At 73.5% G+C, this 24,543-nt stretch carries 19 protein-coding genes, 1 pseudogene and 1 riboswitch; of the genes and pseudogenes, 8 read left to right on the top strand and 12 right to left on the bottom strand.

Translation table 11 applies throughout. The annotated features are described in order from the left end of the window. Nucleotides 1-100: 100 nt before the first annotated feature. Nucleotides 101-1,138, top strand: coding sequence for an isocitrate/isopropylmalate family dehydrogenase (locus A6F73_RS24340; protein ID WP_063349733.1), 1,038 nt, complete (start codon nucleotides 101-103; stop codon nucleotides 1,136-1,138). A 417-nt stretch (nucleotides 1,139-1,555) separates the two neighbouring features. Next, a complete protein-coding gene (locus A6F73_RS24345) occupies nucleotides 1,556-1,972 on the top strand; it encodes a metalloregulator ArsR/SmtB family transcription factor (protein WP_063349734.1) in 417 nt (138 codons plus the stop codon). 10 nt (nucleotides 1,973-1,982) lie between these two features. Here A6F73_RS24345 and A6F73_RS24350 read toward each other — a convergent pair whose 3' ends face one another. The 8 genes and pseudogenes from A6F73_RS24350 to A6F73_RS24385 all read right to left on the bottom strand — a co-directional run bounded on the left by A6F73_RS24350 (nucleotide 1,983) and on the right by A6F73_RS24385 (nucleotide 9,220). Then, a complete protein-coding gene (locus tag A6F73_RS24350) occupies nucleotides 1,983-3,374 on the bottom strand; it encodes a nitrate/sulfonate/bicarbonate ABC transporter ATP-binding protein (RefSeq protein WP_079135960.1) in 1,392 nt (463 codons plus the stop codon). A 33-nt stretch (nucleotides 3,375-3,407) separates the two neighbouring features. After that, a complete protein-coding gene (locus A6F73_RS24355; protein ID WP_063349736.1) occupies nucleotides 3,408-5,165 on the bottom strand; it encodes an ABC transporter permease subunit in 1,758 nt (585 codons plus the stop codon). Nucleotides 5,166-5,455: 290 nt separating this feature from the next. Then, on the bottom strand, nucleotides 5,456-5,821 hold the full coding sequence (locus tag A6F73_RS24360; protein WP_063349737.1) for a hypothetical protein: 366 nt from the start codon (nucleotides 5,819-5,821) through the stop codon (nucleotides 5,456-5,458). Beyond that, on the bottom strand, nucleotides 5,818-6,279 hold the full coding sequence (locus tag A6F73_RS24365; RefSeq protein WP_107452946.1) for a hypothetical protein: 462 nt from the start codon (nucleotides 6,277-6,279) through the stop codon (nucleotides 5,818-5,820). Before A6F73_RS24365 ends, A6F73_RS24360 begins: the two co-directional genes overlap by 4 nt. 100 nt (nucleotides 6,280-6,379) lie before the next feature. Further along, nucleotides 6,380-6,670 (bottom strand): annotated as a pseudogene (locus A6F73_RS43335) (winged helix-turn-helix domain-containing protein); the annotation flags it as partial. Nucleotides 6,671-6,862: 192 nt separating this feature from the next. After that, entirely contained in the window at nucleotides 6,863-7,129 is a 267-nt protein-coding gene (locus tag A6F73_RS24375) for a hypothetical protein (protein WP_063349739.1), read from the bottom strand. A gap of 73 nt (nucleotides 7,130-7,202) precedes the next feature. After that, the gene (locus A6F73_RS24380; RefSeq protein WP_063349740.1) at nucleotides 7,203-7,475 is read right to left on the bottom strand and encodes a hypothetical protein; all 273 of its coding nucleotides are present in this window, start codon (nucleotides 7,473-7,475) and stop codon (nucleotides 7,203-7,205) included. Nucleotides 7,476-7,570: 95 nt separating this feature from the next. Then, the gene (locus A6F73_RS24385; protein ID WP_063349741.1) at nucleotides 7,571-9,220 is read right to left on the bottom strand and encodes an NRAMP family divalent metal transporter; all 1,650 of its coding nucleotides are present in this window, start codon (nucleotides 9,218-9,220) and stop codon (nucleotides 7,571-7,573) included. Between the two features lie 326 nt (nucleotides 9,221-9,546). After that, nucleotides 9,547-9,724: riboswitch (M-box (ykoK) riboswitch) on the bottom strand. Between the two features lie 211 nt (nucleotides 9,725-9,935). Between A6F73_RS24385 and A6F73_RS24390 the strand changes: the two genes are divergently transcribed. After that, on the top strand, nucleotides 9,936-11,249 hold the full coding sequence (locus A6F73_RS24390; protein ID WP_063349742.1) for a DUF3533 domain-containing protein: 1,314 nt from the start codon (nucleotides 9,936-9,938) through the stop codon (nucleotides 11,247-11,249). Between the two features lie 43 nt (nucleotides 11,250-11,292). On the opposite strand, the gene A6F73_RS24395 is transcribed toward A6F73_RS24390, so the two are convergent. Beyond that, nucleotides 11,293-13,611, bottom strand: a complete 2,319-nt coding sequence (locus A6F73_RS24395; RefSeq protein ID WP_063349743.1) for an FdhF/YdeP family oxidoreductase — start codon at nucleotides 13,609-13,611, stop codon at nucleotides 11,293-11,295. Then, the gene (locus A6F73_RS24400) at nucleotides 13,608-14,078 is read right to left on the bottom strand and encodes a GreA/GreB family elongation factor (protein WP_063349744.1); all 471 of its coding nucleotides are present in this window, start codon (nucleotides 14,076-14,078) and stop codon (nucleotides 13,608-13,610) included. Before A6F73_RS24400 ends, A6F73_RS24395 begins: the two co-directional genes overlap by 4 nt. 297 nt (nucleotides 14,079-14,375) lie before the next feature. On the opposite strand from A6F73_RS24400, the gene A6F73_RS24405 reads away from it, so the two are divergent. Continuing rightward, on the top strand, nucleotides 14,376-15,818 hold the full coding sequence (locus A6F73_RS24405; protein ID WP_063349745.1) for a glyceraldehyde-3-phosphate dehydrogenase: 1,443 nt from the start codon (nucleotides 14,376-14,378) through the stop codon (nucleotides 15,816-15,818). 155 nt (nucleotides 15,819-15,973) lie between these two features. Here A6F73_RS24405 and A6F73_RS41645 read toward each other — a convergent pair whose 3' ends face one another. Continuing rightward, nucleotides 15,974-16,369, bottom strand: a complete 396-nt coding sequence (locus A6F73_RS41645) for a hypothetical protein (protein WP_159398538.1) — start codon at nucleotides 16,367-16,369, stop codon at nucleotides 15,974-15,976. Here A6F73_RS41645 and A6F73_RS24410 point away from each other — a divergent pair. The 4 genes from A6F73_RS24410 to A6F73_RS24425 all read left to right on the top strand — a co-directional run bounded on the left by A6F73_RS24410 (nucleotide 16,353) and on the right by A6F73_RS24425 (nucleotide 23,035). Further along, entirely contained in the window at nucleotides 16,353-16,856 is a 504-nt protein-coding gene (locus A6F73_RS24410) for a hypothetical protein (RefSeq protein ID WP_063349746.1), read from the top strand. The two genes, A6F73_RS41645 and A6F73_RS24410, sit on opposite strands and share 17 nt — an antisense overlap. Nucleotides 16,857-17,151: 295 nt before the next feature. Beyond that, complete coding sequence (locus tag A6F73_RS24415; RefSeq protein ID WP_244293485.1) at nucleotides 17,152-18,180, top strand: hypothetical protein; 1,029 nt, start codon at nucleotides 17,152-17,154, stop codon at nucleotides 18,178-18,180. Between the two features lie 56 nt (nucleotides 18,181-18,236). Next, the gene (locus tag A6F73_RS24420; RefSeq protein WP_063349747.1) at nucleotides 18,237-20,123 is read left to right on the top strand and encodes an HSP90 family protein; all 1,887 of its coding nucleotides are present in this window, start codon (nucleotides 18,237-18,239) and stop codon (nucleotides 20,121-20,123) included. Then, nucleotides 20,123-23,035: a hypothetical protein gene (locus A6F73_RS24425; RefSeq protein WP_063349748.1), complete on the top strand. Its 2,913-nt coding sequence runs from the start codon at nucleotides 20,123-20,125 to the stop codon at nucleotides 23,033-23,035. The genes A6F73_RS24420 and A6F73_RS24425 overlap by 1 nt, the downstream gene beginning before the upstream one ends. 84 nt (nucleotides 23,036-23,119) lie before the next feature. On the opposite strand, the gene A6F73_RS42555 is transcribed toward A6F73_RS24425, so the two are convergent. Next, nucleotides 23,120-24,412, bottom strand: coding sequence for a carbohydrate-binding protein (locus tag A6F73_RS42555; RefSeq protein ID WP_079135961.1), 1,293 nt, complete (start codon nucleotides 24,410-24,412; stop codon nucleotides 23,120-23,122). Nucleotides 24,413-24,543: the final 131 nt, after the last annotated feature.

Consider the following 24,543-nt stretch of genomic DNA (forward strand, 5'->3'; position numbering starts at 1 on the left):
AGCTCCCAGGGCCGCGCGGCGGTGACCCTGCCCGACGCCCCCGGCCCGGCCGACCCGACCCACAACCGGCCGGCCCCACCCCAGAAACGGTGAGAGACCCATGACCAAGACAGTGACCGTCATCCCCGGTGACGGCATCGGCCCCGAGGTGACCAAGGAGGCCCTGGAGACCATCGAGTCGCTGGGCCTGGACCTCGCGGTCGACGTGCTCGACCACGTCAACGCCGACACCTACCTGCGGACCGGGGTCTCCCTGTCCGACGAGGACTTCGAGCGGATCAAGGCGAGCGACTCGGTGCTCTTCGGCGCCATCGGCGACCCCCGGGTGAAGACCTCGGACTACGGCCGCGGCGTCCTGCTGCGCCTGCGCTTCGACCTCGACCTGTACGTCAACCACCGCCCGGCCACCCTGCTCCAGGAGCGGCTGAGCCCGCTGCGCGACGCCCGGACCCGCGCCATCGACGCCGTGATCGTCCGGGAGAACACCGAGGGCCTCTACACCGACATCGGCGGAGTGCTGCGCGGGAACACCGTGCACGAGATGGCCGTCGACGCGGACGTCAGCACCTACATGGGCGTCTCGCGGGTGATGGAGTACGCGTACTCGATCGCCGAGCGCGGCGTCTGCATGGTCGACAAGTCCAACGCCGTCCGGCACGGCGGCCAGGTGTGGCAGCGGGTGTTCCGCGAGGCCGCCGCGAAGCACCCCGCCATCGACTCCACCCACCTCTACGTCGACGCCGCCGCGATGAAGCTGATCTCCGACCCGTCGCAGTTCGACGTGATCGTCACCAACAACTCGTACGGCGACATCCTCAGCGACCTGGCGGCCATGCTGGCCGGCGGCCTGGGCAACGCGGCCTCGGCCAACATCAACCCGGACACCGGGTTCGGCCTCTACGAGCCGGTGCACGGCAGCGCGCCCGACATCGCCGGCCAGGGCATCGGCAACCCCTTCGGCGCCATCCTCAGCTCCGCGCTGATGCTGGAGCGCCTGGGCTGGGCCGCCGAGGCTAAGGCGATCCAGCTGGCCGTCGGCACGGCCGTGGCGGAGGGCGCCTGCACGCCGGACCTCGGCGGCACCCTCACCACCGAGCAGGTCGGCGCCGCGGTCAGGGCGGCCCTCGCCGCGGCCTGACGGCATGACCCGCCCCCACCCCCCCAACCGCCGCCGTGGTCGCCCCACCGACCACGGCGGCCGGGTCCGTCCTCCCCGACACCGCCCGGCGGGCGGGCGTCCGAAGGCGGACCCAGGCCGCTCAGCCCCAGGGATTGTGCTCGTGCGATCCGCTGACCGCGGTACGGAACGTGGTGTGCTCGATCATCTCGTACGGACTCCAACTCCTGGACGGCGCGGCCGGTCGGCTGCGGTGGAAAGGATGGCTGAAGCCTGGCAGCCCCGGCCATCGGCCCGCTATCGACGCCCGGTGTCGACGTCCGGTGTCGACGCCCACTGGGTACGCCCGCTGGCGACGCCCGCGCCCGGCCGGACGGCACCGGCTTCGGCGCCGCCGGGGCGCCGGGGCGGTGGGGCCGGCTCGGTAGGATCCCTGGCATGGGTGCGCAGGAAGAGGCGTGGGACACGGACGCGGCGGAGCGGGCGGTCGCGGTGCTGAAGGCGGTCGCCGACCCGTCCCGGTACCGGCTGCTCTGGGCGCTGACCCGGCGGGAGCTGCCGGTCAGCGAACTGGCGGAGCTGCTGGGCGCGCACGTGGCGGCGACCTCGCAGCACCTGGCCAGGCTGCGGGCGGCCGGGCTGGTCGTCTCGCGCCGGGAGGGCACCCGGATCTTCTACCGCGCCGCCGAGGTGCGCGGCCTGCTGACGGAGGCGGCGCTGATCGCCAACGACCTGCCCGGGCGCGGTGACGGCGGCGACGGCGGCGGTACCGGCCCGGCCGCCGCGACGGCCGAGCAGCCGTTCGCCCGCGCCGTCCGCTCCGCCCGCCGCCGCCCGGCCACCGGCCAGGCCTGACTCCGGCGCTTCAGGCCGTCTCCTCGTCGAGCCGGTACTCCCGCAGGGCGGCGTCGTAGCCGAACAGCCCGGCGTAGCGGCCCCAGTCGGTGGCGGTCTCCAACTGCCGGTCGACCTGTTCGCTGGTGTAGTGGTGGGCGAGCAGGTCGCGGAAGAAGCCGGCGTGCACGGCGGCGCCGGGGCGGCCGCGCAGGCCGTTGGTGATCAGCCGGACCAGCGGGACGTCCACCGCGGCACCGGCGAAGATGGTCCGGGACTCCTGGACGTCGGCTCCGGCGAAGGCGGCGCCGGCCTCGGTGAGCAGCAGGTCGTCGCCGTGGATCTCGGCGAAGCCGAGCAGGTCGAGGGCGTCGAGCTGGGGGAGCATGTCGTCGATGTCGAGGCCGAGTTCGTCGGCGAGGTCGGCGAGGTCGCAGCAGCCGCCGCGGTGGGCGATCATCGCGGCGAGGCCGGCGAGGCCGTCCACGCTGGCGGTGGGCAGCGGGGTGTTGGCGACGGTGCGCCGGTCGGGCCGGGCGCCGTCGGCGCGGCCGGGCAGGCGGGTCTCCTTGGGGCGTCCGGTCATGATCCGGTAGACCCGGTCGACGAGTTCGTCGAAGGCGGCGGCGTCGCGGTCGCGGGGCCGGTCGAGGTCGACCTCGACGGTCTCCCGGATGGTGCCGTACGGGCGGGAGCCGAGGACGACGATTCGGTCGGCCATCAGGACCGCCTCCTCGATGTTGTGGGTGACCAGGACGACGGCGCGGGTGGGGAACTGGCCGGACTCCCACAGTTCCAGCAGCTCGCCGCGCAGGTTCTCGGCGGTGAGGACGTCCAGCGCGGAGAAGGGCTCGTCCATCATCAGCACGTCCGGTTCGACGACCAGGGCGCGGGCGAAGCCGACGCGCTGGCGCATGCCGCCGGAGAGCTCCTTGGGGTAGGCGGACTCGAAGCCGGCCAGGCCGATCAGGTCGATGGCCTGGACGGCGGCCTCGGCGCGCTCCCGGGGCGGCACGCCGCGGGCCTCCAGGCCGAGTTCGACGTTCTGCCGGACGGTCAGCCAGGGCAGCAGCGCGAAGGTCTGGAACACCAGGGCGGTGCCCGGGTTGGCGCCGGTGAGCGGGGTGCCGCGGTAGGCGACGGTGCCGGAGCTGGGCGGGATCAGCCCGGACAGGCAGCGCAGCAGGGTGGACTTGCCGGAGCCGGAGCGGCCGAGCAGGGCGACGATCTCGCCGGCCCGGACGGTGAGGTCGATGCCGGACAGCACGGGCAGCGCGCCGTCGGCGCCGGCGTAGGCCTTGGTGAGGCCGACGGTCTCCAGCAGGACCTCGCCGTCGGCGGGGGAGAACACAGCAGCAGCAGCAGCAGCATCAGCGGCGGCGGGCGGCGCGGGGCGGGCGGCGCGCGGGAACGGGAAGCGCATACGGGGACCTCCGGGGCGGGGAGCGGGCGCGGGTCAGAGCGAGTAGCGGCGCTCGGCCAGGCGGTAGAGGCGGCGCCAGAGCAGCCGGTTGAGGGCGACGACGTACAGGCTCATCACCGCCACCCCGGCGAGCAGGTGCGGGTAGTCGCCGCGCTCGGTGGCCCGCGCGATGTACGCGCCGAGGCCGGTGGCGGTGAGCGTGGTGCCGCCGAAGGTGACGACCTCGGAGACGATGGAGGCGTTCCAGGCGCCGCCGGAGGCGGTGAGGCCGCCGGTGACGTAGGCCGGGAAGATCCCGGGGATGATCAGCCGCCGCCAGCGCTGCCAGCCGCGCACGCCGAGGTCGTCCATGGCCTCGCGCAGGTCGGTGGGGATGGCCATGGCGCCGGCGATGGTGTTGAACAGGATGTACCACTGGGCGCCGAGGGCCATCAGCAGGACGCCGCCGAGGTCGATCGACAGCCCGGTCCGCAGCAGCAGCCAGACGACCAGCGGGAAGAGGAAGTTGGCCGGGAAGCTGGCGAGCACCTGCACCAGCGGCTGGGCGATCCGGGTCAGCCGGGGGGAGAAGCCGATCCGCACGCCGACCGGCACCCAGACCAGGGTGGCGACGGTCACCAGGACGACGACCCGGGCGAGCGTGGCGAGGCCGAGCAGCAGCGGTTCGCCGAACACGCCGAGGCCGGTCGCGCCGTGCAGGTAGCGGCCGAGGTCGACCAGGCCCCAGAGCACGAGGCCGCCGGCGACGGCGGCGAAGGCGGTGTCCCCGGCGCGCCGCCGCCCGGGGTCGACGGCCAGCGGGCGGTCGTCGGTGCCCAGCAGGCGCCCGGCCCGGGAGAGCGCCCGCCACCCCGGGCGCAGCAGCCGGCCGAGCAGTCCGGGCCAGTGCGAGCGGCGCAGCAGGTCCAGCACGACGGAGCGCTGCACCTCGGTGGCCTCGGACTGCTCGTTCTTGAAGCGTTCGGCCCAGGCCGTGAGCGGGCGCCAGAACAGCAGGTTGACGCCGACCACCAGGACGGCCATGGTGGCGATCGCCCAGCCGACTCGGCCGAGGTCGCCGGCGGCGATGGCCGCGCCCGCGTAGGAGCCGACGCCGGGCAGCGCGTAGCCCTGGTCGTCGACGCTGATCGCCTCGGAGGCGACCAGGAAGAACCAGCCGCCGCCGAAGCTCAGCATGCCGTTCCAGACCAGGCCGATCATGCCCGAGGGCAGTTCGACCTTCCAGAACCGCATCCACCGGGTGAAGCGGAACGAGCGTGACAGCTCGTCGAGTTCGGGCGGCAGCGAGACCAGCGAGCAGTAGAAGCCGAAGGTCATGTTCCAGGCCTGGGAGGTGAAGATGGCGAACACCGCCGCGCACTCCAGGCCCAGCACGGAGCCGGGGAACAGGGCGAGGAAGCCGGTCACCGCGACGGTCAGGAAGGCGAGCACCGGCACCGACTGGAGGATGTCCAGGGCCGGGATCAGGACCCGCTCCAGCCGGCGGCTGCGGGCCGCGGCGTAGGCGTAGCCGAAGGTGAAGACCACCGACACGGCGAGCGCGGCGAACATTCGCAGCAGCGAGCGCGCCGCGTCGTACGGCAGCCGCGCCGGGTCGGTGTCGACCGCCGCGTTCCGGCCGGTGGAGAACCGGACGGTGGTGCCCTGCCCGACCCGCAGCGCGAGGTAGAGCAGCACCAGGACGGCGGCCGCGACGAGCGCGTCCACCCAGGTCATCCGGGCCAGGCGGGCGGCCGTCCGGGACGGCAGTGAGCCCCGGGCGGCGCCCGGGGCCGGCTTCGGCAGGGTCATGGGGTGCACCTCCGGCGCGCACCCGGGGCCCCGGGGTCGGGAGAGGTGCGTGCGACGTCAGCGGGATCGGGACGAACGCCGCGTCCCCCCCGGGCCGTCGCGTCAGGCGCGCGGGCGGGCGTGGGGGAGGCGGCCGGTACGGCGGCGCGTACTGGGAGGGTCTTCGCCCATGGCCGCCTCCTCCGGTGGTGTCGTCTGGTGCCGTCCCGGCCCGTCCTGCGGGCCCCGGGCAGTCTGCTCCTTCGGTACGTCCGTAGGCAAATGGATCCGGGGTTCCCCCGCGTGCCGGCTCAGGCCGTTTCGACGAACTCCAGCAGGTTGCCGACGGGGTCGGTGGTGTAGAAGCGGCGCCGGGGCGGCAGGCTCTCGTCCCACACCACGAGCACGCCGAGCTCGGACAGCCGCGAGGCGAAGTCGTCGATCTCGGAGACCGCGATGCCGGGGTGGGCCTTGGTGCTGGGGCGGAAGCGCTCCTCGATGCCGAGGTAGAGCCGGACCCGGCCGCCGTCGGCGGCGAACCAGCAGCCGCCGCCCTCGGTCAGCGGCCGGGGCTTGGGGATCTCGGCCATCTGCAGGACGTCGCCGTAGAAGGCCCGCAGCAGGGCCTCGCTGCCGGGGGGTGCGGAGAGCTGGACGTGGTCGAGGGCCGTGATCACTGCGGCCTCCTGTCGGGAGCGGTGTGGTGCCGGGCCGCGGTGACCAGCAGCCGGGCGGTCGGGGTGGACAGGTCGAGGTGGTGGGCGATCCACTGGGGGTCGTGCCCGTGGGTGGCGAACACCCAGGCGGTGTAGAGCCGGTTCAGGCCCGGGGCGCCGGGCGACAGCAGCAGCGGTCGGACCTGCTCCATCGGGAACCCGTCCAGGGAGCGGGCGCTGAACCACTGGGTGTCGTCCTCGCCGGGGGCGGCGGGCCGGGCGGTGCCGCGCCCGCTGCGGGCGAGCAGCAGGGCGAGGAGCAGTCCGGCCGCCGAGGCGCCGATGAGTACGCCGGAGAGGAAGAGCCGCAGCCGCCCCGGGGCGACGCCGACGGCGATCCCCTGGAGGGTGAGGAGGAGCAGGACGCCGCACAGCGCCGTCCCTCTGCTGGTCCAGGGGAACAGGGCGGTTCTGGTCACGGCGGTGTCCTCCTTCGGTGGGGTGCTGGCCGGCGGGGTGCCGCGGGGGCGGGCGATCGGGCCTCGGGCGGCGCAGTCGGACGGCGCGGCCGGACGGCGGTCAGGCGACGCGGGTCAGGCGGGGGTCGTACTTGTAGCCGATCTGGCGGACGGTGGCGATCGCCTCCCGGTGGCCGGGGCCGAGCTTGCGGCGGATCCGGGCGATGTGGGTGGCGATGGTGCGGGTGTCGCCGGTGTCCGGCCGGCCCCAGACCGTCTCCATCAGCTGGCGGCGGGAGTGGACCCGCAGCGGGTTGTCGACCAGGTGCGCGAGCAGCTCGAACTCCAGGTAGGGGAGTGCCAGTTGCTGCCCGTCGACGGTGACGGTGCGCTGTTCGGGGTCCACCACCAGGCCGGTGTCCGGGTCGACGGCGGGCCGGGGGGCCGGTGCGGGGCGCGGCCGCCGGGGCGGGGCGGCGGCGGTGTGGTCCGAGAAGATGGCTTCGAGCCTGGGGTAGCGCACGGCCATGGCGGATGCTCCTTCGGCGGGTCGGTGCGGGGTCGGTGCGGATCTGTACGCATCAGTACGCATCGGTACGGGTGGTCAGCGGGCGGGGTGCCAGGGGTGCCAGGAGGCTTCCAGCCGGGCGGTGCCGTCCGGGGCCGTGACGGTCCGCCAGCTGGCCCGCAGCCGGGTGGGGCGGTCGGCGGGGGCGGCGGCCGGTGCCGGGCCCCGGGCCGTGACGGCGTGCAGGACGGGGCTGTCCAGCGGGCTCTCCGCCAGGCGTCGGCCCACGGCGGCGAGCGCGGCGCGCAGGCGGCCGCGGCCGGCGGACGGGAGGGAGGGGTGGAACGCGGCGACGATGGACATGGCAGGTCACCTCCGTGACAGGACAGCGGGTGGAGGGGTGCGCGAGGGCGCGGGTGGTGCGGTCGGCGGGGCGTCAGCCGTGCGGCCGGTGGCGGGCGGCGGCGCGGCTGAGGCGGCGCGCGGCGGCCGGCGGGAGGTCCGCGAAGTCGGCGAGCCAGTCCGGGCGGTGGCCTTGGCGGGCCAGCAGGTAGGCCAGGTGCACGCGCGGCTCGTACGCGCAGGCCCGGGTGTTGGGCGTGCCGGAGTGCGGGCAGACGCCGGGGTCGTCGAGGCGGTAGTTCCTCTCGACACCGTCGTGCAGGGCGAGGCGGACGCGCGGGCAGTGGTGGTGAAGGGCGGTGCGCATGGCCGTACTTCCTTCCTTCCCCGGGTGCGGGGCGGTCGAGGTTTCCGGGTCGGGGCCGGGGCGGCGGTACTGTCGGGCGCCGCCCCGGCGGCGGCTCAGTGGTTGAGCGCGGTCTGGACGATCTTGATGATGACCATCACCATCGCGACCAGGAGGTAGGCGCGCAGGGCGCCCATGCCGACCTTGCGGGCGGTGGACATGACCGGCTTGCCGAGGGTCTCCAGCGGGGGCATCCGCCATTCCTCGCGGCCGGTGCGGTCGATCGGGTCCTCCTTGGTCCCCCGGCGGCCGAAGGTGAAGAAGTACCCGGCGACCAGGACGCCCGCCACGCCGCAGCCGGCCATGATCCACAGGATGGCCTGCGAGCTGATGTCGGGCCAGACCACGGCGGCCGTCAGGATCAGCGACAGCATCACCAGGACGCTGACCACGGCGGAGGTGAAGGCGTTGGTCTTGGGCCCGTTGACCCAGGGCCCCAGGACGGCCTTGTCGTTGCACAGCAGCAGCAGGAACACCGTCGCCGAGGGCAGCAGCACACCGGCCAGCACCTGGACGAACTGCGTCATCAGGCCCTGGGTGTAGCCGGTGGACAGCAGCGTGATCGCGGCCGCCGCGACCACCAGGCCGGCGTAGATCGCGTAGAAGCCCTTGGCGCCCTTGACGCCCCGGTGCAGCGAGTGCCTGATGCCGAACACGTCGCCGATCGCGTAGGCGGTGGACAGCGACACGGCGAAGGCGCCGATGATCGAGGCGTCCAGCAGCGCGATGGCGAACAGCACGCCCACCACGTGCCCGGCCTTGTCCTCAAGGCCCTTGGCGACGGCGGCCGCATCCGAGAACTGGCCGAAGCCGTCGGTGCCGGCGAAGGCCGCGGCGGTGAAGCCCATCATCGCGGCGGCGCCGATGATGACGATGGCGATCCCGATCCACAGGTCGACCTTCTCGTACTTCATGAACCGCGGCGTGATCCGCTTGTCGATGACGTACGACTGCTGGAAGAACAGCTGCCACGGGGCGACGGTGGTGCCCACGATGGAGACGATCACCAGCATCACGGCCGCCAGCTGACCCGAACCGCCCGGCATGCTCGGCACCGTGAAGTCGTGCGCCATCTGCGAGGTCTTCGGGTGGACCATGAAGTAGATCGGCACCAGCAGCAGCGAACCCACGCACAGCGTGACGGCGACGCGCTCGAAACGCCGGAACGAGCCGGTGAACGCCGAGGCGATGATCACCACCGCCGCCAGCACCACCGCGGCCACCTTCGGCAGCCCGAGGTACCCGGCCGCCAGGGTGACGCCGATGAACTCCGTGACCAGCGTCAGCGCGTTCAGCAGGAACAGGTCGATGACGCTGAACGCGCCCCAGAACTTCCCGAAGCGCTCCAGGATCAGCCGGGCGTGGCCGACACCGGTGACGGCGCCCAGGCGCAGCACCATCTCCTGGTTCACGTACAGCACCGGGACGAGCATCAGCAGTGTCCACAGCAGCTGCGTGCCGTAGTTCTGCCCCGCCTGCCCGTACGTCGAGAAGGCGCCCGCGTCGTTGTCGCCGACCATCACGATCAGGCCGGGGCCGACGATCGCCAGCAGGGTCTTGAGTCTTGCGGACAGGCCGTGGCGCGGCGTGGTGTCGTCGAGCCGGATGGTGCCGAGCGCACCCTTGATGTCGCCGACGTGGGCGTCGTCCAGTACCGCTGAACGTGGGGCGGGGACCTTGGAGTTGAGCGTGGCGTTGGTGGTCATGACGATCCTCCCGTGGGCCCCGGGCAGGCGGGGCGATCGGGGGCGCACGGCGGCGATCCCCCTGCGGACGGGCGCGGCGCATCGCCACCCGGCGGTGCGGGCCCGTTCGGGCACGGCGAAGCCGGGTGTCGAGGTGATGAGCCGTCAGAGATGTGCGCAGGGAGGGTCGTTACCGCGTGCCGGGAGTGTGCGAGGACAAGCGGGGGCAGGGGCAACTGTGGCCCGGACTACTGCAATCCATGTCTCTCGCCTCCTCCCGGTCGACGCACCCCGTGGTGCGTGTGATCGACGCGGCAAGGAGTTCGCCGGCGCGCGAAGCGACCGCCGGTTCACCCCAACTCGTCAGAGCTTTGGCACTCCACGGCGTGTCCAGCCCGGTCGGGCCGGAAGCCACTTCGGATCAACCCTTAGGTCGGGAAGATCTGTCCTAACCCTGGGCGTCTCTCGACGTCGTCGGATCAGTGGCCTGTGTCCGTGAAGAAGCCTCACCGAACGAGGTGCCTTCTTCAAACCTCCAGAAGCATAGACCGCGCGGAGGCCGATACTTGCGTACTTGGTAGAACCTTTACCTTCTGTCCCGGCTGCCCCGGCCGGGGCGCGGCGGTGGGCGGCGGGGCGGATCGGGTGACGTGGGGTTTTGCCGTCGGGCCGCCACGGAACGACTTCCCACCGCATCGGCAGCAGCACCAGGTTGCGCCCGAATCCGAGGGGTGGCATGGCGTCCGCAGGCTCCCAGGACGGTCCCCGGCAGGCGCGGGCCCTCGTGCTCGCCCGCCACGCGAAGCTGTGGCTCGTTCCGAGCATCCTGTGCGGCCTGCTGGCCGTGGTGCTCTCGCTGCTCTACATGGGCGGCATCCTCAACCCGACCGGGCACCTGCACCGGCTCCCGATCGCCCTGGTGAACGCGGATCAGGGCCCGCCGCCGCCGGGCCGGACGGAGAGCCTGGGCGCGCGGCTCACCCGGGAGATCGTCGCCGGGACGCCCGGCAGCACCGTCGACTGGCGCCAGGTCGACCAGGCCGAGGCGATGGACCTGCTCTCCACCGGGAAGGTCTACGGCGCGCTGCTCGTCCCGCAGGCGTTCACCGCCGACGTGGCGGCACTGACCACCGGCCGGGCCACCGAACGGCCCACCCTGACGGTGCTGACCAACCCCGGCCTCGGCAGCCTCGGCTCCTCGCTGGCCTCCCAGATCACCCAGTCCGCCGCCCACCAGGCCTCGCTGGCGCTCGGCAAGGAGCTGACCGCCGCCGCGCCGCCGGCCGGTCCCGCCGGCTCCGGCTCCGGCACGGGCGCCAACGCCACCGCGCGGCTGCTGCTCGCCGACCCGCTCGCCGTCACCACCCGGGTCGGCCACCCGATCGGCACCCACAGCGGGCTCGGCCTGAGCGCCTTCTACTACACCCTGCTGGCCGTGCTGACCGGCTTCATCGGCGGCAACATCATCCACAACGGCGTCGACACCGCGCTCGGCTACAGCGACAGCGAGCTCGGCCCCTGGCACACCCGGCGCCCGACCGTCCCGATCACCCGCACCCAGACCCTGCTGCTGAAGATGGTCATGACGGCCGGCATCATGCTGCTCACCACCACCCTGGTGATGCTCTGCTCGGTCACCGTCCTCGGCATGGACGCCCCGCACCAGGCGCTGCTCTGGGTCTTCGCCTACTGCGCCAGCCTCGCCGTCGGCCTCGGGGTCCAGGCGATCAACGCGGCGTTCGGCGGGATCGGGCAGCTGGTGTCCATGTTCGTCTTCATCGCGCTGGCGCTGCCCTCCTCGGGGGCGACCATCCCGCTCCAGGCGGTGCCCGGCTTCTACCGCTTCCTCAGCGTCTTCGAGCCGATGCGCCAGCTCAGCGACGGCATCCGGGCGATCCTGTTCTTCGACGCCCGGGCGGACGCGGGCCTGGCCCGGGGCTGGACCATGATCGCGGTCGGCGTGGTGCTCGCCCTGGCCTTCGGCTTCGGGATGACCCGGTACTACGACCGCAAGGGCCTGCACCGCTGGACGCCGCAGCCGTCGGAGTAGACGTAGTCGTCGGCGTAGGCGCCACGCCTGATCCCTACGCCTCCTACGCCTTGGTGACGGTGACCTTGAGGTGCTTCATGATCGGCTGGTCGCTCTGGGTGCTGTAGTCGCCGATCGCGCACAGCACGTTCATCTCGGGCATGTAGCCCGCCGCGCAGCCCCGCGGGATGTCGTACGGGATCGCGAGATAGCCGTTCAGCGTGCGGGTGCTGCCGTCCTTCGCGGTGCTGGTGATGTCGACCGGGTCGAGCTCGGCGATGCCGCGCTCGCGCATGTCGTCGGTGTTCAGGAAGACCAGCGTGCGCAGGTTCCGCACGCCCCGGTAGCGGTCGTTGTCGGAGTAGATGGTGGTGTTCCACTGGTCGTGGGAGCGCATGGTGCCCAGCGCCAGGGTGCCCGGGGCGGGAACGACGTCGGGCAGCGGGGCGGTGGAGAACTCGGCCCGCCCGGAGGGGGTGAGGAAGACCAGTTCGCGGGCCGGCTGCTTGATCCGGAACCCGAGCGGCAGCCGCACCCGGCGGTTGAAGTCCTCGAAGCCGTCCAGGGCCCGGGACATGGTGTCGCGGATGCGGTCGTAGTCCTCGATGTACCACTCCCACGGTGTCCCGCTGTCCGGCAGCGCCGCGCGGGCCATCCCGGCGACGATGGCGGGCTCGGACAGCAGGTGCGGGGAGGCCGGGCGCTTCATGCCGACGGACAGGTGCACCATGCTCATCGAGTCCTCGACCGAGGTGCTCTGCACCCCGCCGCGCTGGTGGTCCTTCTCGGTGCGGCCCAGGCACGGCAGGATCAGCGCCCGGCGGCCGTGCACCAGGTGGCTGCGGTTCAGCTTGGTGCTCACCTGGACGGTCAACTCGCAGCCGCGCAACGCCTCGTAGGTGTAAGGCGTGTCGGGCGCGGCGAGCGCGAAGTTGCCGCCCATGGCGACGAAGACCGTCACCTCGCCGCGCCGCATCGCCTCGACGGCGGAGACGGTGTCCAGGCCGTGCGCGCGCGGCGGGTCGATCCCGCAGGCCTCGGCGAGGCGGTCCAGGAACTCGGGTGAGGGGCGGTGGTCGATGCCGCAGGTGCGGTTGCCCTGGACGTTGCTGTGCCCGCGCACCGGCGACGGGCCGGCGCCCTCGCGGCCCAGGTTGCCGCGCAGCAGCAGGAGGTTGACGATCTCCCGCACGGTGTCCACGCCGTGCTCGTGCTGGGTGACGCCCAGGCACCAGCTGACGATGGAGCGGTCGGCGTCGCGGTAGACCCGGGCGGCCTTGAGGACCTCGGCCCGGCCGAGCCCGCTCTGCCGCTCGATCTCCTCCCAGGGCGTGGCCCCGCACAGCGCGCGGTAGGCCTCGAACCCGGTGGTGTGGCGCTCGATGAACTGCCGGTCCAGGGCCTGGGGGTCGGCCGTGGCCTGCTCCAGGATCGCCTTGGCCATGCCGCGCACCAGTGCCATGTCGCCGCCGATGCGCGGCTGGAGGTTCAGCGTGCTGGTCTTCGTGGACTTGAACAGCGCCATGTCCACGAACTCGTGCGGGACGATGGTGCGGGTGGCGGCCGCCTCGATCAGCGGGTTGATGTGTACGATCTGCGCGCCGCGGCGGTGCGCGTCGGCGAGGGCGGTGAGCATCCGGGGCGCGTTGGAGGCGGCGTTGACGCCCATGATGAACAGCGCGTCGGTGACCTCCCAGTCCTTGAGGTCGACCGTGCCCTTCCCGGTGCCCAGCGAGGCCTGGAGCGCGCGTCCGCTGGCCTCGTGGCACATGTTGGAGCAGTCCGGCAGGTTGTTGGTGCCCAGTTCGCGGGCCATCAGCTGGTAGAGGAAGGTGGCCTCGTTGCCGAGCCGGCCGGAGGTGTAGAAGGCGGCCCGGTTCGGGTCGTCCAGCTCGCGCAGGGTGCGGCCGACCAGCTCGAAGGCGTCCTTCCAGCTGATCGGGACGTAATGGTCCGAGCCGGCGTCGTACACCATCGGCCCGGTGAGGCGGCCCTGGTCCTCCAGCGCGAAGTCGCTCCACCCGGACAGCTCGGTCACCGAGTGGGCGGCGAAGAAGTCGCGGCCGACCCGCTTGCGGGTCATCTCCCAGGTGACGTGCTTGATGCCGTTCTCGCAGATGTCCAGGTGCAGGCCCTTGGTGTCGTCCGGCCAGGCGCACCCGGGGCAGTCGAAGCCGCCGCTCTCGTGGTTCATCCGCATGATCGCCCGGGGCCCGTCCACGTACGCGCCCTCCTTGACCAGGAAGCGCGTCACGCTCTTCGCGGCACCCCAGCCGGCGGCCGGGTGGTGGTACGGCGCGAACTGCGGCGGCCCGACGGGGTCGGGGCCCACGGCCGGCTCGTCCCGGGCGGGCTCCTGCTGGGGGTCGTCGGGGGAGCTCACGAAGCCCGCCGTCCGCCGACCGACAGCACGACCGCGCTCGCCGCGCCGTTCGGCGCCTCGTAGTTCACGGTCTCCCCGGCGTGCCGCCCGAGCAGCGCCCGCCCGAGCGGGCTGTCGGCGGTCACCAGGGTCTCCTCCCGCACCTCGGCGAGCTCCGCCACCTCGACGGTCTCCTCCACCCCGTCCGCGAACCGCACGGTGACCGTGGAGCCCACCCCCACCACCTCCGTGGACGGCGGCCCGGCGGCGGCCCCCTCGCGGACCCGGGCCTCCAGCTCGGCGATCCGCTCGTCCAGCCGGGCGACGTCGTCGGCCCGCTGCAACTCGTCCGCAGCGTCCGCCCGGTCGCCCACGTCCTCCCCGCGCAGCGTCCCCACCACTTTCGCCCGCTCGGCGCGCAGCTCGGCCAACTCCTCCTGCACGGCGCGCAGGGCCTCGGCACTGATGGGCTCGGGACCGTCTGTCATGGCTGCTCCCGGGTCGTTCGCGGAACGCTCAAGCACAGGTCGCTTCCATTACCCCACCACCCCGCACCCCCGGCAAATCCGGCACGGGCGAGGCCTCCGCGACCGGCCCCGGGGGTGGCGGTGATCACCTTCGCGGTGGGTGGGCGGCGGGGCGGTGGGCCCCGGCCGGGACGAAGCCGCAGGTCCGGGCGGTGCGGGCGGGGCGCGGTCGGGCGGGCGGGGAGAGGGACCGGCGGAAGGGGCGGGGGCGGGCGAAGCTACCATGTGCGCAACACCCTCAGCTCGAAAGATGGACTTGTGACTGTCAACGACGACGTGTTCACGGACTGGAAGAACCGCGAGGAGATCGCGGAGTCGATGATCCCGATCATCGGGCGACTGCACCGCGAGCGGGACGTGACCGTCCTGCTGCACAGCAGGTCCCTGGTGAACAAGTCGGTGGTCAGCATCCTGAAGACGCACCGCTTCGCCCGCCAGATAGCCGGCGCCGAGCTCTCGGTCACCGAGACGATGCCCTTCCTGAGTGCGCTGACCACCCTGGACCTCGGCCCCTCGCAGATCGACATCGGCATGCTCGCCGCGACCTACCGGGCCGACGACCACGGCCTGTCGGTCGAGGAGTTCACCGCCCAGGCCGTCTCCGGCGCCACCGGCGAGAACAAGCTGGAGCGCCGCGACGCCCGCGACGTCGTCCTCTACGGCTTCGGCCGGATCGGCCGCCTGGTCGCCCGCCTGCTGATCGAGAAGGCCTCCGGCAACGGCCTGCGCCTGAAGGCCATCGTCGTGCGCGACAGCGGCGGAGACGACCTGGTCAAGCGCGCCTCGCTGCTGCGCCGGGACTCGATCCACGGCCAGTTCCAGGGCACGATCACCGTCGACGAGGCGAACAACAAGATCATCGCCAACGGCAACGAGATCACCGTGATCTACTCCGACGACCCGACCAAGGTCGACTACACGGAGTACGGGATCAAGGACGCCATCCTGATCGACAACACCGGCCGCTGGCGCGACCGGGAGGGCCTGTCCAAGCACCTGCGCCCCGGCATCGCCAAGGTCGTGCTGACCGCGCCGGGCAAGGGCGACGTCCCGAACATCGTCCACGGCGTCAACCACGACACGATCAAGCCCGACGAGCAGATCCTGTCCTGCGCCTCCTGCACCACCAACGCCATCGTCCCGCCGCTGAAGGCGATGGACGACGAGTACGGCGTGCTGCGCGGGCACGTGGAGACCGTCCACTCGTTCACCAACGACCAGAACCTGCTGGACAACTACCACAAGGCCGACCGTCGCGGCCGCTCGGCACCGCTCAACATGGTGATCACCGAGACCGGCGCCGCCTCGGCCGTCGCCAAGGCCCTGCCGGACCTCCAGGCGAAGATCACCGGCAGCTCGATCCGCGTCCCCGTGCCGGACGTCTCGATCGCCATCCTCAACCTGCAGCTGGCCCGCGAGACCAACCGCGAGGAGGTCCTCGACTACCTGCGCAACGTCTCGTTGACCTCGCCGCTGAAGCGTCAGATCGACTTCACCGACTCCCCCGACGCGGTCTCCAGCGACTTCATCGGCTCGCGCCACGCCTCGATCGTCGACGCCGGCGCCACCAAGGTCGAGGGCGACAACGCGATCCTCTACCTGTGGTACGACAACGAGTTCGGCTACTCCTGCCAGGTCATCCGGGTCGTCCAGTACGTCTCGGGCGTCGAGTTCCCGACCTACCCGGCCCCGGCGGTCTGATCCTCCGGTAGTTCAGGTAGTCCCGGCAGTTCCGGCGGCGGGGCGGTGACCAGTACGGTCACCGCCCCGCCGCCGTTCCCGCCCCCGCTCCGTCCTTGATCGGCCCGGGTGCACCCGGGCGCGGGCGGGCCGGGGGCGGCGGCTATCTTGATGGGTCACGGACATCCGGAGGAGTGGGCGATGGGGATGGGGATGGCTGGTCGGAGGGTGGCTGCCGCGGTGGCGGCCGGGGTGCTGACGGGGGTGCTGGCCGGGTGCTCGGCGGGTTCTGCGGGGAGTTCCCCGGCGGGCTCCGATGCGGCCAAGGGTGCGGCGGGGGCGGCGAGTGCGGTGGCGAGTGCGACGGGTCCGGCGGGTGGTGAGACCGGTGCAGGGGCTTCGGTCTCCGCCTCGGCGTCCGCGCCTGCCGCCGCGACGGGGGCGGGTGCGGCTGCGGGCTCGGCCTCGGCGCCGCCGCCTGCGACCGGAAGCGGTGGCGCCGGGGCCTCTGCTCCGCCGGCCGGGGCGGCGACGCCCGGGGCGGACCTGGAGGCGGTGCTGCTGGACGACAAGCTCGTCGGGCAGGTGCTGCCGGACGCGAAGGCGATGGCGGGCTGGGAGGAGGAGAAGCGCAAGGTCGACACCATCGACCACGCCACCACCTGCACCGCGGCGGTGCCGTGCACCGGCAAGCCGCTCAGCGGTTCCGTCCGGTTCTCCTCGGGGGATGTGGTCGCCCGCTTCATCGTCGAGACGCTGCCGAACCGCGACGCCGCCAAGGGCAAGCTCAAGGAGTCCTACGCCTCCTACGGAGCCGGGCCGTTCCGCAAGGTCGACTCCCCGGTGCTGGGCAGCGAGAGCCAGGCCTTCCAGGGTCAGCTGGGCGAGAGCGAGGGCATCGGCATCGTGCTGCGCTCTGGCACCGTCGTCGCCAGCGTGACCACCGAGGGCGGGCCGGCCGACGTGGCTGCCGCCCGGCGGTTCGGGGTGATGCTGGTCAAGCGGATCGAGCAGGCCCAGGCGGGCAAGACCCCGGACGCCGGGCTCGGACTGGCCTGACGGCCGCCGCGTACGCGAAGCGAAGCGAAGCCCCGGGCCGAGGAGGCGCCGGGGCCCGCTGCGTTTCGGCGTCGGACCGGACAGCGTCGCCGCTCGTTCGACGTGCCCGCGTTCCGGCCGTCAGCCCCGGTCGTCCGCCCCGGTCGGCGGGCCGTGGGGCGGTCCCCGCACGTGCCGGACCGGGACGGCCCCTGGGCTGGGGAAACGGATGTCGGTCGGCCGTGATATCTACTCATCTGGGGTGGCCGTCGTGCGGCCATGCGAAAGATGCCGATGATGTTCGAGGGGGCCACACATGCCGCTGTTCCGACGCCGCTCCGGCGAGGAGGCCGCGCAGAGCGGGGCGGGCTGGCTTGGGAGGGTGCGGCGGGCCGTCGGGTCCACGCCCGTGGCGGCCGTTGCGGCGCCGCGGCTGGATCCGGCGCTCGGGGACGAGTCGCTGCGCCTGATGCTCGGCCAGGCCGCAGCCGGTGACTGGGCGGCCCTGGGCCCCGCGCTGGCCGCCGTCGGGGACGGCGCCGATCTGACCGGGCGGGTCGGTGCGATCGCGGAGGTGCCCCGGGTCGAGGAGTGGACGGCCCGGGCCCTCGCCGACCGGCCCGAGGACGCGCTGGCGCTGCTGCTGTCCGGTGCCCGGCACGTCACCTGGGCCTGGGAGGCCCGGACGGGCGCCCGGGCGAAGCACGTGTCCGAGAAGCAGTGGCAGGTGTTCCATGAGCGGCTGGACATCGCCGAGGAGCAGCTGCTGGAGGTCGCCGAGCGCGAGCCCTCCTGGCTCGCCCCCTGGTACTTCCTGCAGATCAGCGCCCGCGGTGCCTCGCTCCCGGCGGAGGTCGCGACCTGCCGCTTCGAGGCCGCCGTGCGCCGTGCTCCCGGGCATCCGGCCTCGCACCGCCAGCGCCTCCAGCAGCTGTGTGCCAAGTGGGGCGGCTCGCACGAGGAGATGCACGCTTTCGCCCGTTCCTCGATGCTCGCGGCGCCGGAGGGCAGCCAGCTCGGCGAGCTGGTGGTGCTGGCGCACCTGGAGCGCTGGCTGGACCTCCCGGACGGTGAGGACCGCGCCTACCTGGCCAGTGCGGAGGTGGTGGCCGACTTGCAGGAGGCGGCCTTCCGCTCCGTGCTGCACCCGGACTTCACGCCGGTGCGTGGTTGGCAGGGTTCCTTCAACGCCTTCGCGATGGCCTTCTCGCTGGCCGGCCAGCGCAAGACGGCGCGCCTGCTGTTCGAGGCCTTGGACGGCGCCGTCACCGAGTCGCCCTGGCACTTCCTGTCCGGTGATCCGCTCAAGGCGTTCGCCTCCCACCGGGACCGCTGCGCGTACTGACGCCCCCGGCCCGTCCAGAACCTCCATCACCCGCCCCGCGATCGAAAGAGCCCCCGGTGTCCCCATCCGAGAACCCGACGCCCGACAACGCGGCGAGCGCGCACACCTTCCAGGTGGACCTGCGCGGCCTGGTGGACCTGCTCTCCCACCACCTCTACTCCAGCCCGCGGGTGTACCTGCGCGAGTTGCTGCAGAACGCGGTGGACGCGATCTCCGCCCGCCGCGCCCTCGATCCGCAGGCGCCGGCCCGGATCGTCGTGCGCGCCGACGACGAGCTGAGCGTCACCGACACCGGCGTCGGCCTGACCGAGGCGGACGTCCACACCTTCCTCGCCACCATCGGCCGCAGTTCGAAGCGCGACGCCGACGGCCGGCTGGACGGCGCCGGGCTGGCCCAGGCCCGCGGCGACTTCATCGGCCAGTTCGGCATCGGCCTGCTGGCCTGCTTCGTGGTCGCCGACGAGATCACCGTGGTGACCCGCTCCGCCGCCACGCCGGACGCGCCGGTGATCGAGTGGCGCGGCGGCTCCGACGGCCGCTACACGATCCGCACCCTGCCCGCCGCGGCCAAGCCGGAGCCGGGCACCACCGTGACGCTGGTCCCGCGCGCCGACGCCGTCGAGTGGACGCGGTCGGGCCGCGTCCTCGCGCTGGCCCGGGACTTCGGCAGCCTGCTGCGCCACGACGTCACGGTGGTGGACGCGAACGGCACCGAGCACCGGGTGAACCGCACCCCGCCGTGGGCCGAGCGGCACGGCTCGCCGCTGGCCCGGCGCGACGCGCTGACGGAGTACTGCCGCGCCGCCTTCGACTTCGCCCCGCTCGACACCATCGACCTGGACCTGCCGCTGGTCGGCCTGCGCGGCGTCGCCTACGTGCTGCCGGACGCGGCCCCGCCGTCCCGCCGTTCGGGCCACCGGGTGCACCTCAAGGGCATGCTGTTGTCCGACCAGGCCGACGAGCTGCTGCCGGACTGGGCGTTCTTCGTCCGCTGCGTGGTGGACACCGACGGCCTGCGCCCGACCGCTTCCCGCGAGGGCCTGTACGCGGACGAGACGCTGGCCGCCGTCCGCGACGCGCTGGGCGTCCGGATCCGCGACTGGCTGACCGGCCTGTCCGCGAGCGATCCGGCGCTGCTGCACCGCTTCCTGTCCGTGCACCACCTGGCCGTCAAGGAACTCGCCCGTTACGACGACGAGTTGCTGCGGATGATGCTGCCGTGGCTGCCGTTCGAGACCACCGACGGCAACGTCACCCTGGACGAGTTCACCCGCAGCCACCCGGTGGTGCTGGTGACCCGCACCGTCGAGGAGTTCCGCCAGGTCGCCCCGATCGCCGGCGCCGCCGGCCTCGGCGTGGTCAACGGCGGCTACACCTACGACCGCGACCTGGTGCACCGGCTGCCCGAGATCCGCCCCGGCGTCTCGGTCTCCGACCTCGACCCGGGCACCGTCACCGCGCACCTGGACACCGTCGACCCGGCCGCCGAGCTCGCCGCGAACGCCTTCCTCGCCGTCGCCCGCGAGGTGGTCGGCCGCTTCGACTGCGACGTCGCCCTGCGCAGCTTCCACCCGACCAACGCGCCCGCGCTGCTGCTGGACAACCGGGAGGCCCGGCACGAGCGCAGCCGCGCCCAGCTCGCCGAGGAGGCCGACGGCCTGTGGGCGGACATCCTGGGCTCGCTGCGCGCCGAGGCGCCCCGCGCCCAGCTGGTGCTCAACCACCTCAACCCGCTGGTGCGCCGCGCCGCGACGGTCACCAACCGCGAGCTGGCCGTCACTGCCGTCGAGGCGCTGTACGGGCAGGCCGTGCTGATGACCCGCCGCCCGCTCAAGGCCAGCGAGAGCGCCCTGCTCAACCGCTCGTTCATCAGCCTGCTCGACCACGCCATGCTCGGCCACGAGTCGGCCGGACCGGACCGCACCGACCCGAAGGAGGCCTGATGCTGGACACCCCCGATGCGGTGATGGCCGCGCTGCGCGAGAACGACGCCCGCCCCTACGGCCGCCAGCGGACCGTCGCGGCCGAGGAACTCGTCGACGCCGCCGAGCAGTTCGACGACACCGGGGCGCGCTCGATGGCCCTGCTGGAGCTGATGGAGGCGTACGAGTACGACGGTGAGCGCGGCAAGAGCCCGGTCGTCTTCGCCCGCCTCCTCAAGCTGTGGGACGCCGACCCGGACGGCTTCGGCGAGTGGGCCCGCCAGCAGGTGTTCTGGCGTTTCAAGTGGGTGGCCGGCGCACTCCTGGGCAACCCGGACGTGCCGCTGCCGGCCCTGCGGCGCTGGCACACCGAACTGCGCGACCGCTACCGGGCGGCCGGCTTCGACCTCCAGCCGTACTATGTCCAGCGCTACCACCTGGCCGCGCAGACCGGCAGCGGCCGCCAGGACGCCTACGAGCTGTGGACGGCCCGTCCGCGCTCCGAGCTGAGCGACTGCCACGCCTGCGAGACCCGGGCGCGCGCCGAGCACTTCGTGGACGCCGGCGACGACGCCCGGGCGCTGGACGTCCTGCAGCCGGTCCTCGACGGCCGGAGTAGTTGCGAGCAGGAGCCCGCCCTCAGCCAGGCCGCCGCCCTGCTCCCGCTGCTGCGCCGGGGCCGGCTGGACGAGGCCCGCTCCAGCCACCTGACCGGTTACCGCGCCGCGCGCGGCAAGGCCTCGATGGCGCACGCCGTCGGCCGGCACGTCGAGTTCTGCGCGCTGTCCGGCAACGAGCCGCGCGGCCTGGAACTGCTCGCCGAGAACCGCGACCTGTTCGCGGTGGCCGGCGAGCCGTCCGCGCTGCTGTCCTTCCTCACCGGCGTCGAGGTGCTGCTCGCCGTCCTGGCCCGGGGCGGCCATGGTGGGCTCGCCGTCAGCGGCCCGCCCGGCACCTCCTGGACGGCGGACACCCTGCTCGCCCATGTGCGCGCCGAGGCCGACGCGCTCGCCGCCCGCTTCGACGCCCGCAACGGCACCGACGCGGTCGGCGCCGACCGGCGCGCCCGGCTGGCCCGCGAGCCGCTGCTGGCCGAGCCGCTGGCCCTCGGCGTGCGCGCCGCCGCCGCGCCCGAGCTGGCCGCCGCCCCGGCCCTCGCGCCCGCACCGCGCCGGGCCGTCGAGCCGGAGCCGGAGGACTTCACCGCCCTGGTGGTCCGGGCCCGCGAGCTGGAGCTCGTCGGGCACCCGGACGCCGACCGGCTCTGGCGGCGGATCGCCGAACGCGCCGCCGCCGACGGTTTCGCCCACCCCGAGGGCACCGCGGTCGGCAGCCCCGGGCGGCTGCGCGCCGAACTCGCCGAGCAGCGGGCCCACCAGGCGCTGGAGCGGGACGAGCACGCCGACGGCCGGGCCGGGCTGCTGGCCGCCGCCGAGCTGTTCGAGCAGGCCGGGCTGCCCGGCCAGGCCCTGATGGCCCGGGCCCGCGCGCTGATCGTGGAACTCGGCGACGTCGAGGGCGCGGTGGCCGACTGGCCGGCGCTCGACGAGGTGCTGCGCCGGGCCGAGGAGCTGCGGGCCGCCGGCACGATGGCCGACGACGACCACCTGATCGTGTGGCAGGTCCGCGCCTACGCGGCCCACCACGACTTGGTCGAGGCGCTGCCCGAGCCGCCCGCCGAGGCCGTCGAGCGCTTCGAGGCGGCGGCCGGCGGCTACCACCGCACCGCCGTGGAGCTGGGCTCCGCCCGCCGCGCGGCCACCTCCCGCCAGTACCTGGCCGACGCGGCCGCCCGGCAGGGCCGGCTGGCCGAGGCCACCGCCGAACTGCGCGAGGTGCTCGCCCAGTTGGACGCGGCCGAACTGCCCTGGCACACCCCGCGGGTGCTCGGCCTGCTGGGCCAGGTGCTGTTGCAGAGCGGCGAACCCGCCGAGGCCGTCGAGGTGTTCCACCGGGCGCTCGCCGAGGCCGCCCGCTGGGGCGACGACTCCTACCCGTACGCGCCCACCTACCTGATGCTCGGCCACGCGGCCATGGGGGCCGGGGACCGCGGCGGCGCGGTCCGGGCGCTCACCGAGGCGGCCGCGCGCTTCGACCGCAAGGGCCGGGAGGCGGCCGAGGACGCCGCGCAGGCCCGTCTCCAGCTGGCCGACGTGCTGCGTGCCGCCGACCGCACGGCCGACGCCGTCGCGGTGCTGGAGTCGGTGCTGCTGGACGCCGCCGCGTCGGAGCTGGACGTTCGGATGCTCGCGCAGGCCCGGCTGGACCTCGCCCGGGGCCTCACCGAACTGGACGAGCACCGGGACGCCGCCGAGGAGTACCTGCGGCTGGCCGACGTCGTCGCCGGCTGGGAGGAGCAGGACACCCACACCATGGTCGCCTGCGAGGCCGCGCTGGCGCTGGCCCGGGCGGACCGCTGGGAGGCCGCGAAGGCCGCCCTCGACCGCGCCCTCGCGGCGCACGCCCAGGCCCCCCAGGTGGACCAACTGGCCGCGACGCTACGCGAGTTCGCCCGGCTGACCATGCACGCCGAGGGCCCGGAGGGGCTGGCTTCGGCGCTGGCCCGGCTGGCCGAGGCGGACGCCGCCGGGGAGCACGCCGGGCAGACCGGTCAGGAGTACAACCCCTGGTACCTGCGCGGCGGTTCGCACTACGAGCGGGCGCGCTGCCTGGCCATGGCCGAGCGCCACGAGGAGGCGCTGGCCGAGGTCGAGCGGGCGATCGCGGTCTACGAGGGCGGCGACGAGCGGGCCGGGACGTCCCGGGCCGAGGCCGTCCGACTGGCCGCGCTGATCGAGGGCGCCGACCTCGGCCGTACCGGGGCGGCCGTCGCCCGGCTGACCGCGGGCATCGCCCGCTGCGAGGCCGCCGGCCTCCCGGAGGCGGCGCAGGTGCTGGCCGAACTGCGGGAGCGGTTCACGGCCGCGGACTGACCACGGCCGCGAACTGGCCTGCCGGGGGCCCGGGGTGCGCAGATCCCCGGGCCCCGGGCGTCGGCCCGTCGACCTGTCAGCCCGTCAGCAGGGGCCGTCGTCGCCCCAGACGCCCCACTGGCCGCTGGCGCTCGGCACCTCGTTCAGCGTCCACCACTTGGCGTGGTACTCGTGGCCGCCGTACGAGACCTTGCTGCCGCTGGTGTACGTGGTGCTCGCGCTCCACGCCGGGTCGGCGCAGGCCCCGGGGGTGGTCGGGGGAGTCGTCGGCGGCGTGGTGGGCGGGGTGGTCGGAGGCGTGGTCGGCGGGGTGGTGGGCGGCGTCGCCCCGGCGAACTTCACGGTGTACTTGGTGAAGTCCCAGTCGTTCTGCGCCACGCTGGAGCAGGAGCCGGACAGCCCCGGGTCCACCGGGCCCGTGCACTGCCGGTCCCGGTTGACCGACCAGTAGGTGTACCGGGCCAGGTTGTGCGCGGTGGCGAAGTCCAGCACGGCCTGGAAGTCCGCCTGCCGGAAGTACTCGGCGGCGTCGGTGCGGCCGTTCATCATCGACACGCCCTCGTGGGCGTAGGCCGTCGCCTCGGACCAGCCGAAGGTGGTCTGGAGGATCTGGTTGAACTTCACCAGCGCGTCGGTCTGCGCGGCCGCGCCGTTGAACCCGCCGTCGAACGGCATGATCGAGTAGTTGTTCGGCGTGAAGCCCTGCGACTTGGCCTCGTTCAGCATCTGGGTGCCGAACCAGCCCGTCCCCGCGTTGGTCCCGGCGGTGGTGATCGAGATGTAGAGGCCGGGGTTGTTCTGCTGGAGGATCCGGGCGGCGCCGATCTCGTTGTGGATCGCCGCGGTGTTCTCGTACTCCGGCTCCTCCAGGTCGAAGTCGATCGCCTTCAACTGGTACTTGGTGATCACCTTCTGGTACCCGGCGGCGGTCGCCTCCGGCGTGCCGCAGACCTGGCCGAGCTTGGTGCCGCCGTACCCGCCGACCGACACCGAGACGTCCCCGCCCTTGCCGCGGATGGTCTGGATGACGCCGGGCATGGTGGTGTCGGTGTCGATCGAGGAGGTGCCGCCCCAGGCCGGTGAACAGCTGCTGCCCTGGGCCAGGATGAACGCCAGCTGGAAGGCCTTCTGCCCGGTGGCGTCCATCACCGCCGCGGCGTCCGGCGGGCTGTTGTCCTCGGGCATCAGGTAGGGCGCCGAGGCGTACCAGTTGCTGCCGAGGCCGGTCGTGGTGTCGGCGGCGGCGGAGCCGGTGTTCGCGAGCGCGGCGACACCGCCGGCGACCAGGCCGAGCACCCCGGCCACGGCGGCGGCGACCCGGCGCGGGCGGCGGCGCGGGTTCCGGGGGGCGGGGTGTGGGGGAAGTGCGCGTTCCATCGAGGGCCTTTCCAGGCGGGACGGCAGTGGGGGAGGGGCTGCTCACGCCGGAGGTGGGGGTGGCGCGCAGACCGAACGGGCCTTTGGCAGGGGGTAGTTGCCGAAGGCTGTCACTGGTATAGACCTGTCGA

It is taken from the genome of Streptomyces sp. MJM8645 (assembly GCF_001625365.1).
Lineage (GTDB): Bacteria > Actinomycetota > Actinomycetes > Streptomycetales > Streptomycetaceae > Kitasatospora.

Coding starts and splice junctions, on each gene's coding strand:
- A6F73_RS42555 (WP_079135961.1), bottom strand. CDS start 24,412: ATGGAACGCGCACTTCCCCCACACCCCGCCCCCCGGAACCCGCGCCGC.
- A6F73_RS24380 (WP_063349740.1), bottom strand. CDS start 7,475: ATGCGCACCGCCCTTCACCACCACTGCCCGCGCGTCCGCCTCGCCCTG.
- A6F73_RS24425 (WP_063349748.1), top strand. CDS start 20,123: ATGCTGGACACCCCCGATGCGGTGATGGCCGCGCTGCGCGAGAACGAC.
- A6F73_RS24350 (WP_079135960.1), bottom strand. CDS start 3,374: ATGCGCTTCCCGTTCCCGCGCGCCGCCCGCCCCGCGCCGCCCGCCGCC.
- A6F73_RS24375 (WP_063349739.1), bottom strand. CDS start 7,129: ATGTCCATCGTCGCCGCGTTCCACCCCTCCCTCCCGTCCGCCGGCCGC.
- A6F73_RS24390 (WP_063349742.1), top strand. CDS start 9,936: ATGGCGTCCGCAGGCTCCCAGGACGGTCCCCGGCAGGCGCGGGCCCTC.
- A6F73_RS24340 (WP_063349733.1), top strand. CDS start 101: ATGACCAAGACAGTGACCGTCATCCCCGGTGACGGCATCGGCCCCGAG.
- A6F73_RS24400 (WP_063349744.1), bottom strand. CDS start 14,078: ATGACAGACGGTCCCGAGCCCATCAGTGCCGAGGCCCTGCGCGCCGTG.
- A6F73_RS24415 (WP_244293485.1), top strand. CDS start 17,152: ATGCCGCTGTTCCGACGCCGCTCCGGCGAGGAGGCCGCGCAGAGCGGG.
- A6F73_RS24345 (WP_063349734.1), top strand. CDS start 1,556: ATGGGTGCGCAGGAAGAGGCGTGGGACACGGACGCGGCGGAGCGGGCG.
- A6F73_RS24385 (WP_063349741.1), bottom strand. CDS start 9,220: ATGACCACCAACGCCACGCTCAACTCCAAGGTCCCCGCCCCACGTTCA.
- A6F73_RS24355 (WP_063349736.1), bottom strand. CDS start 5,165: ATGACCCTGCCGAAGCCGGCCCCGGGCGCCGCCCGGGGCTCACTGCCG.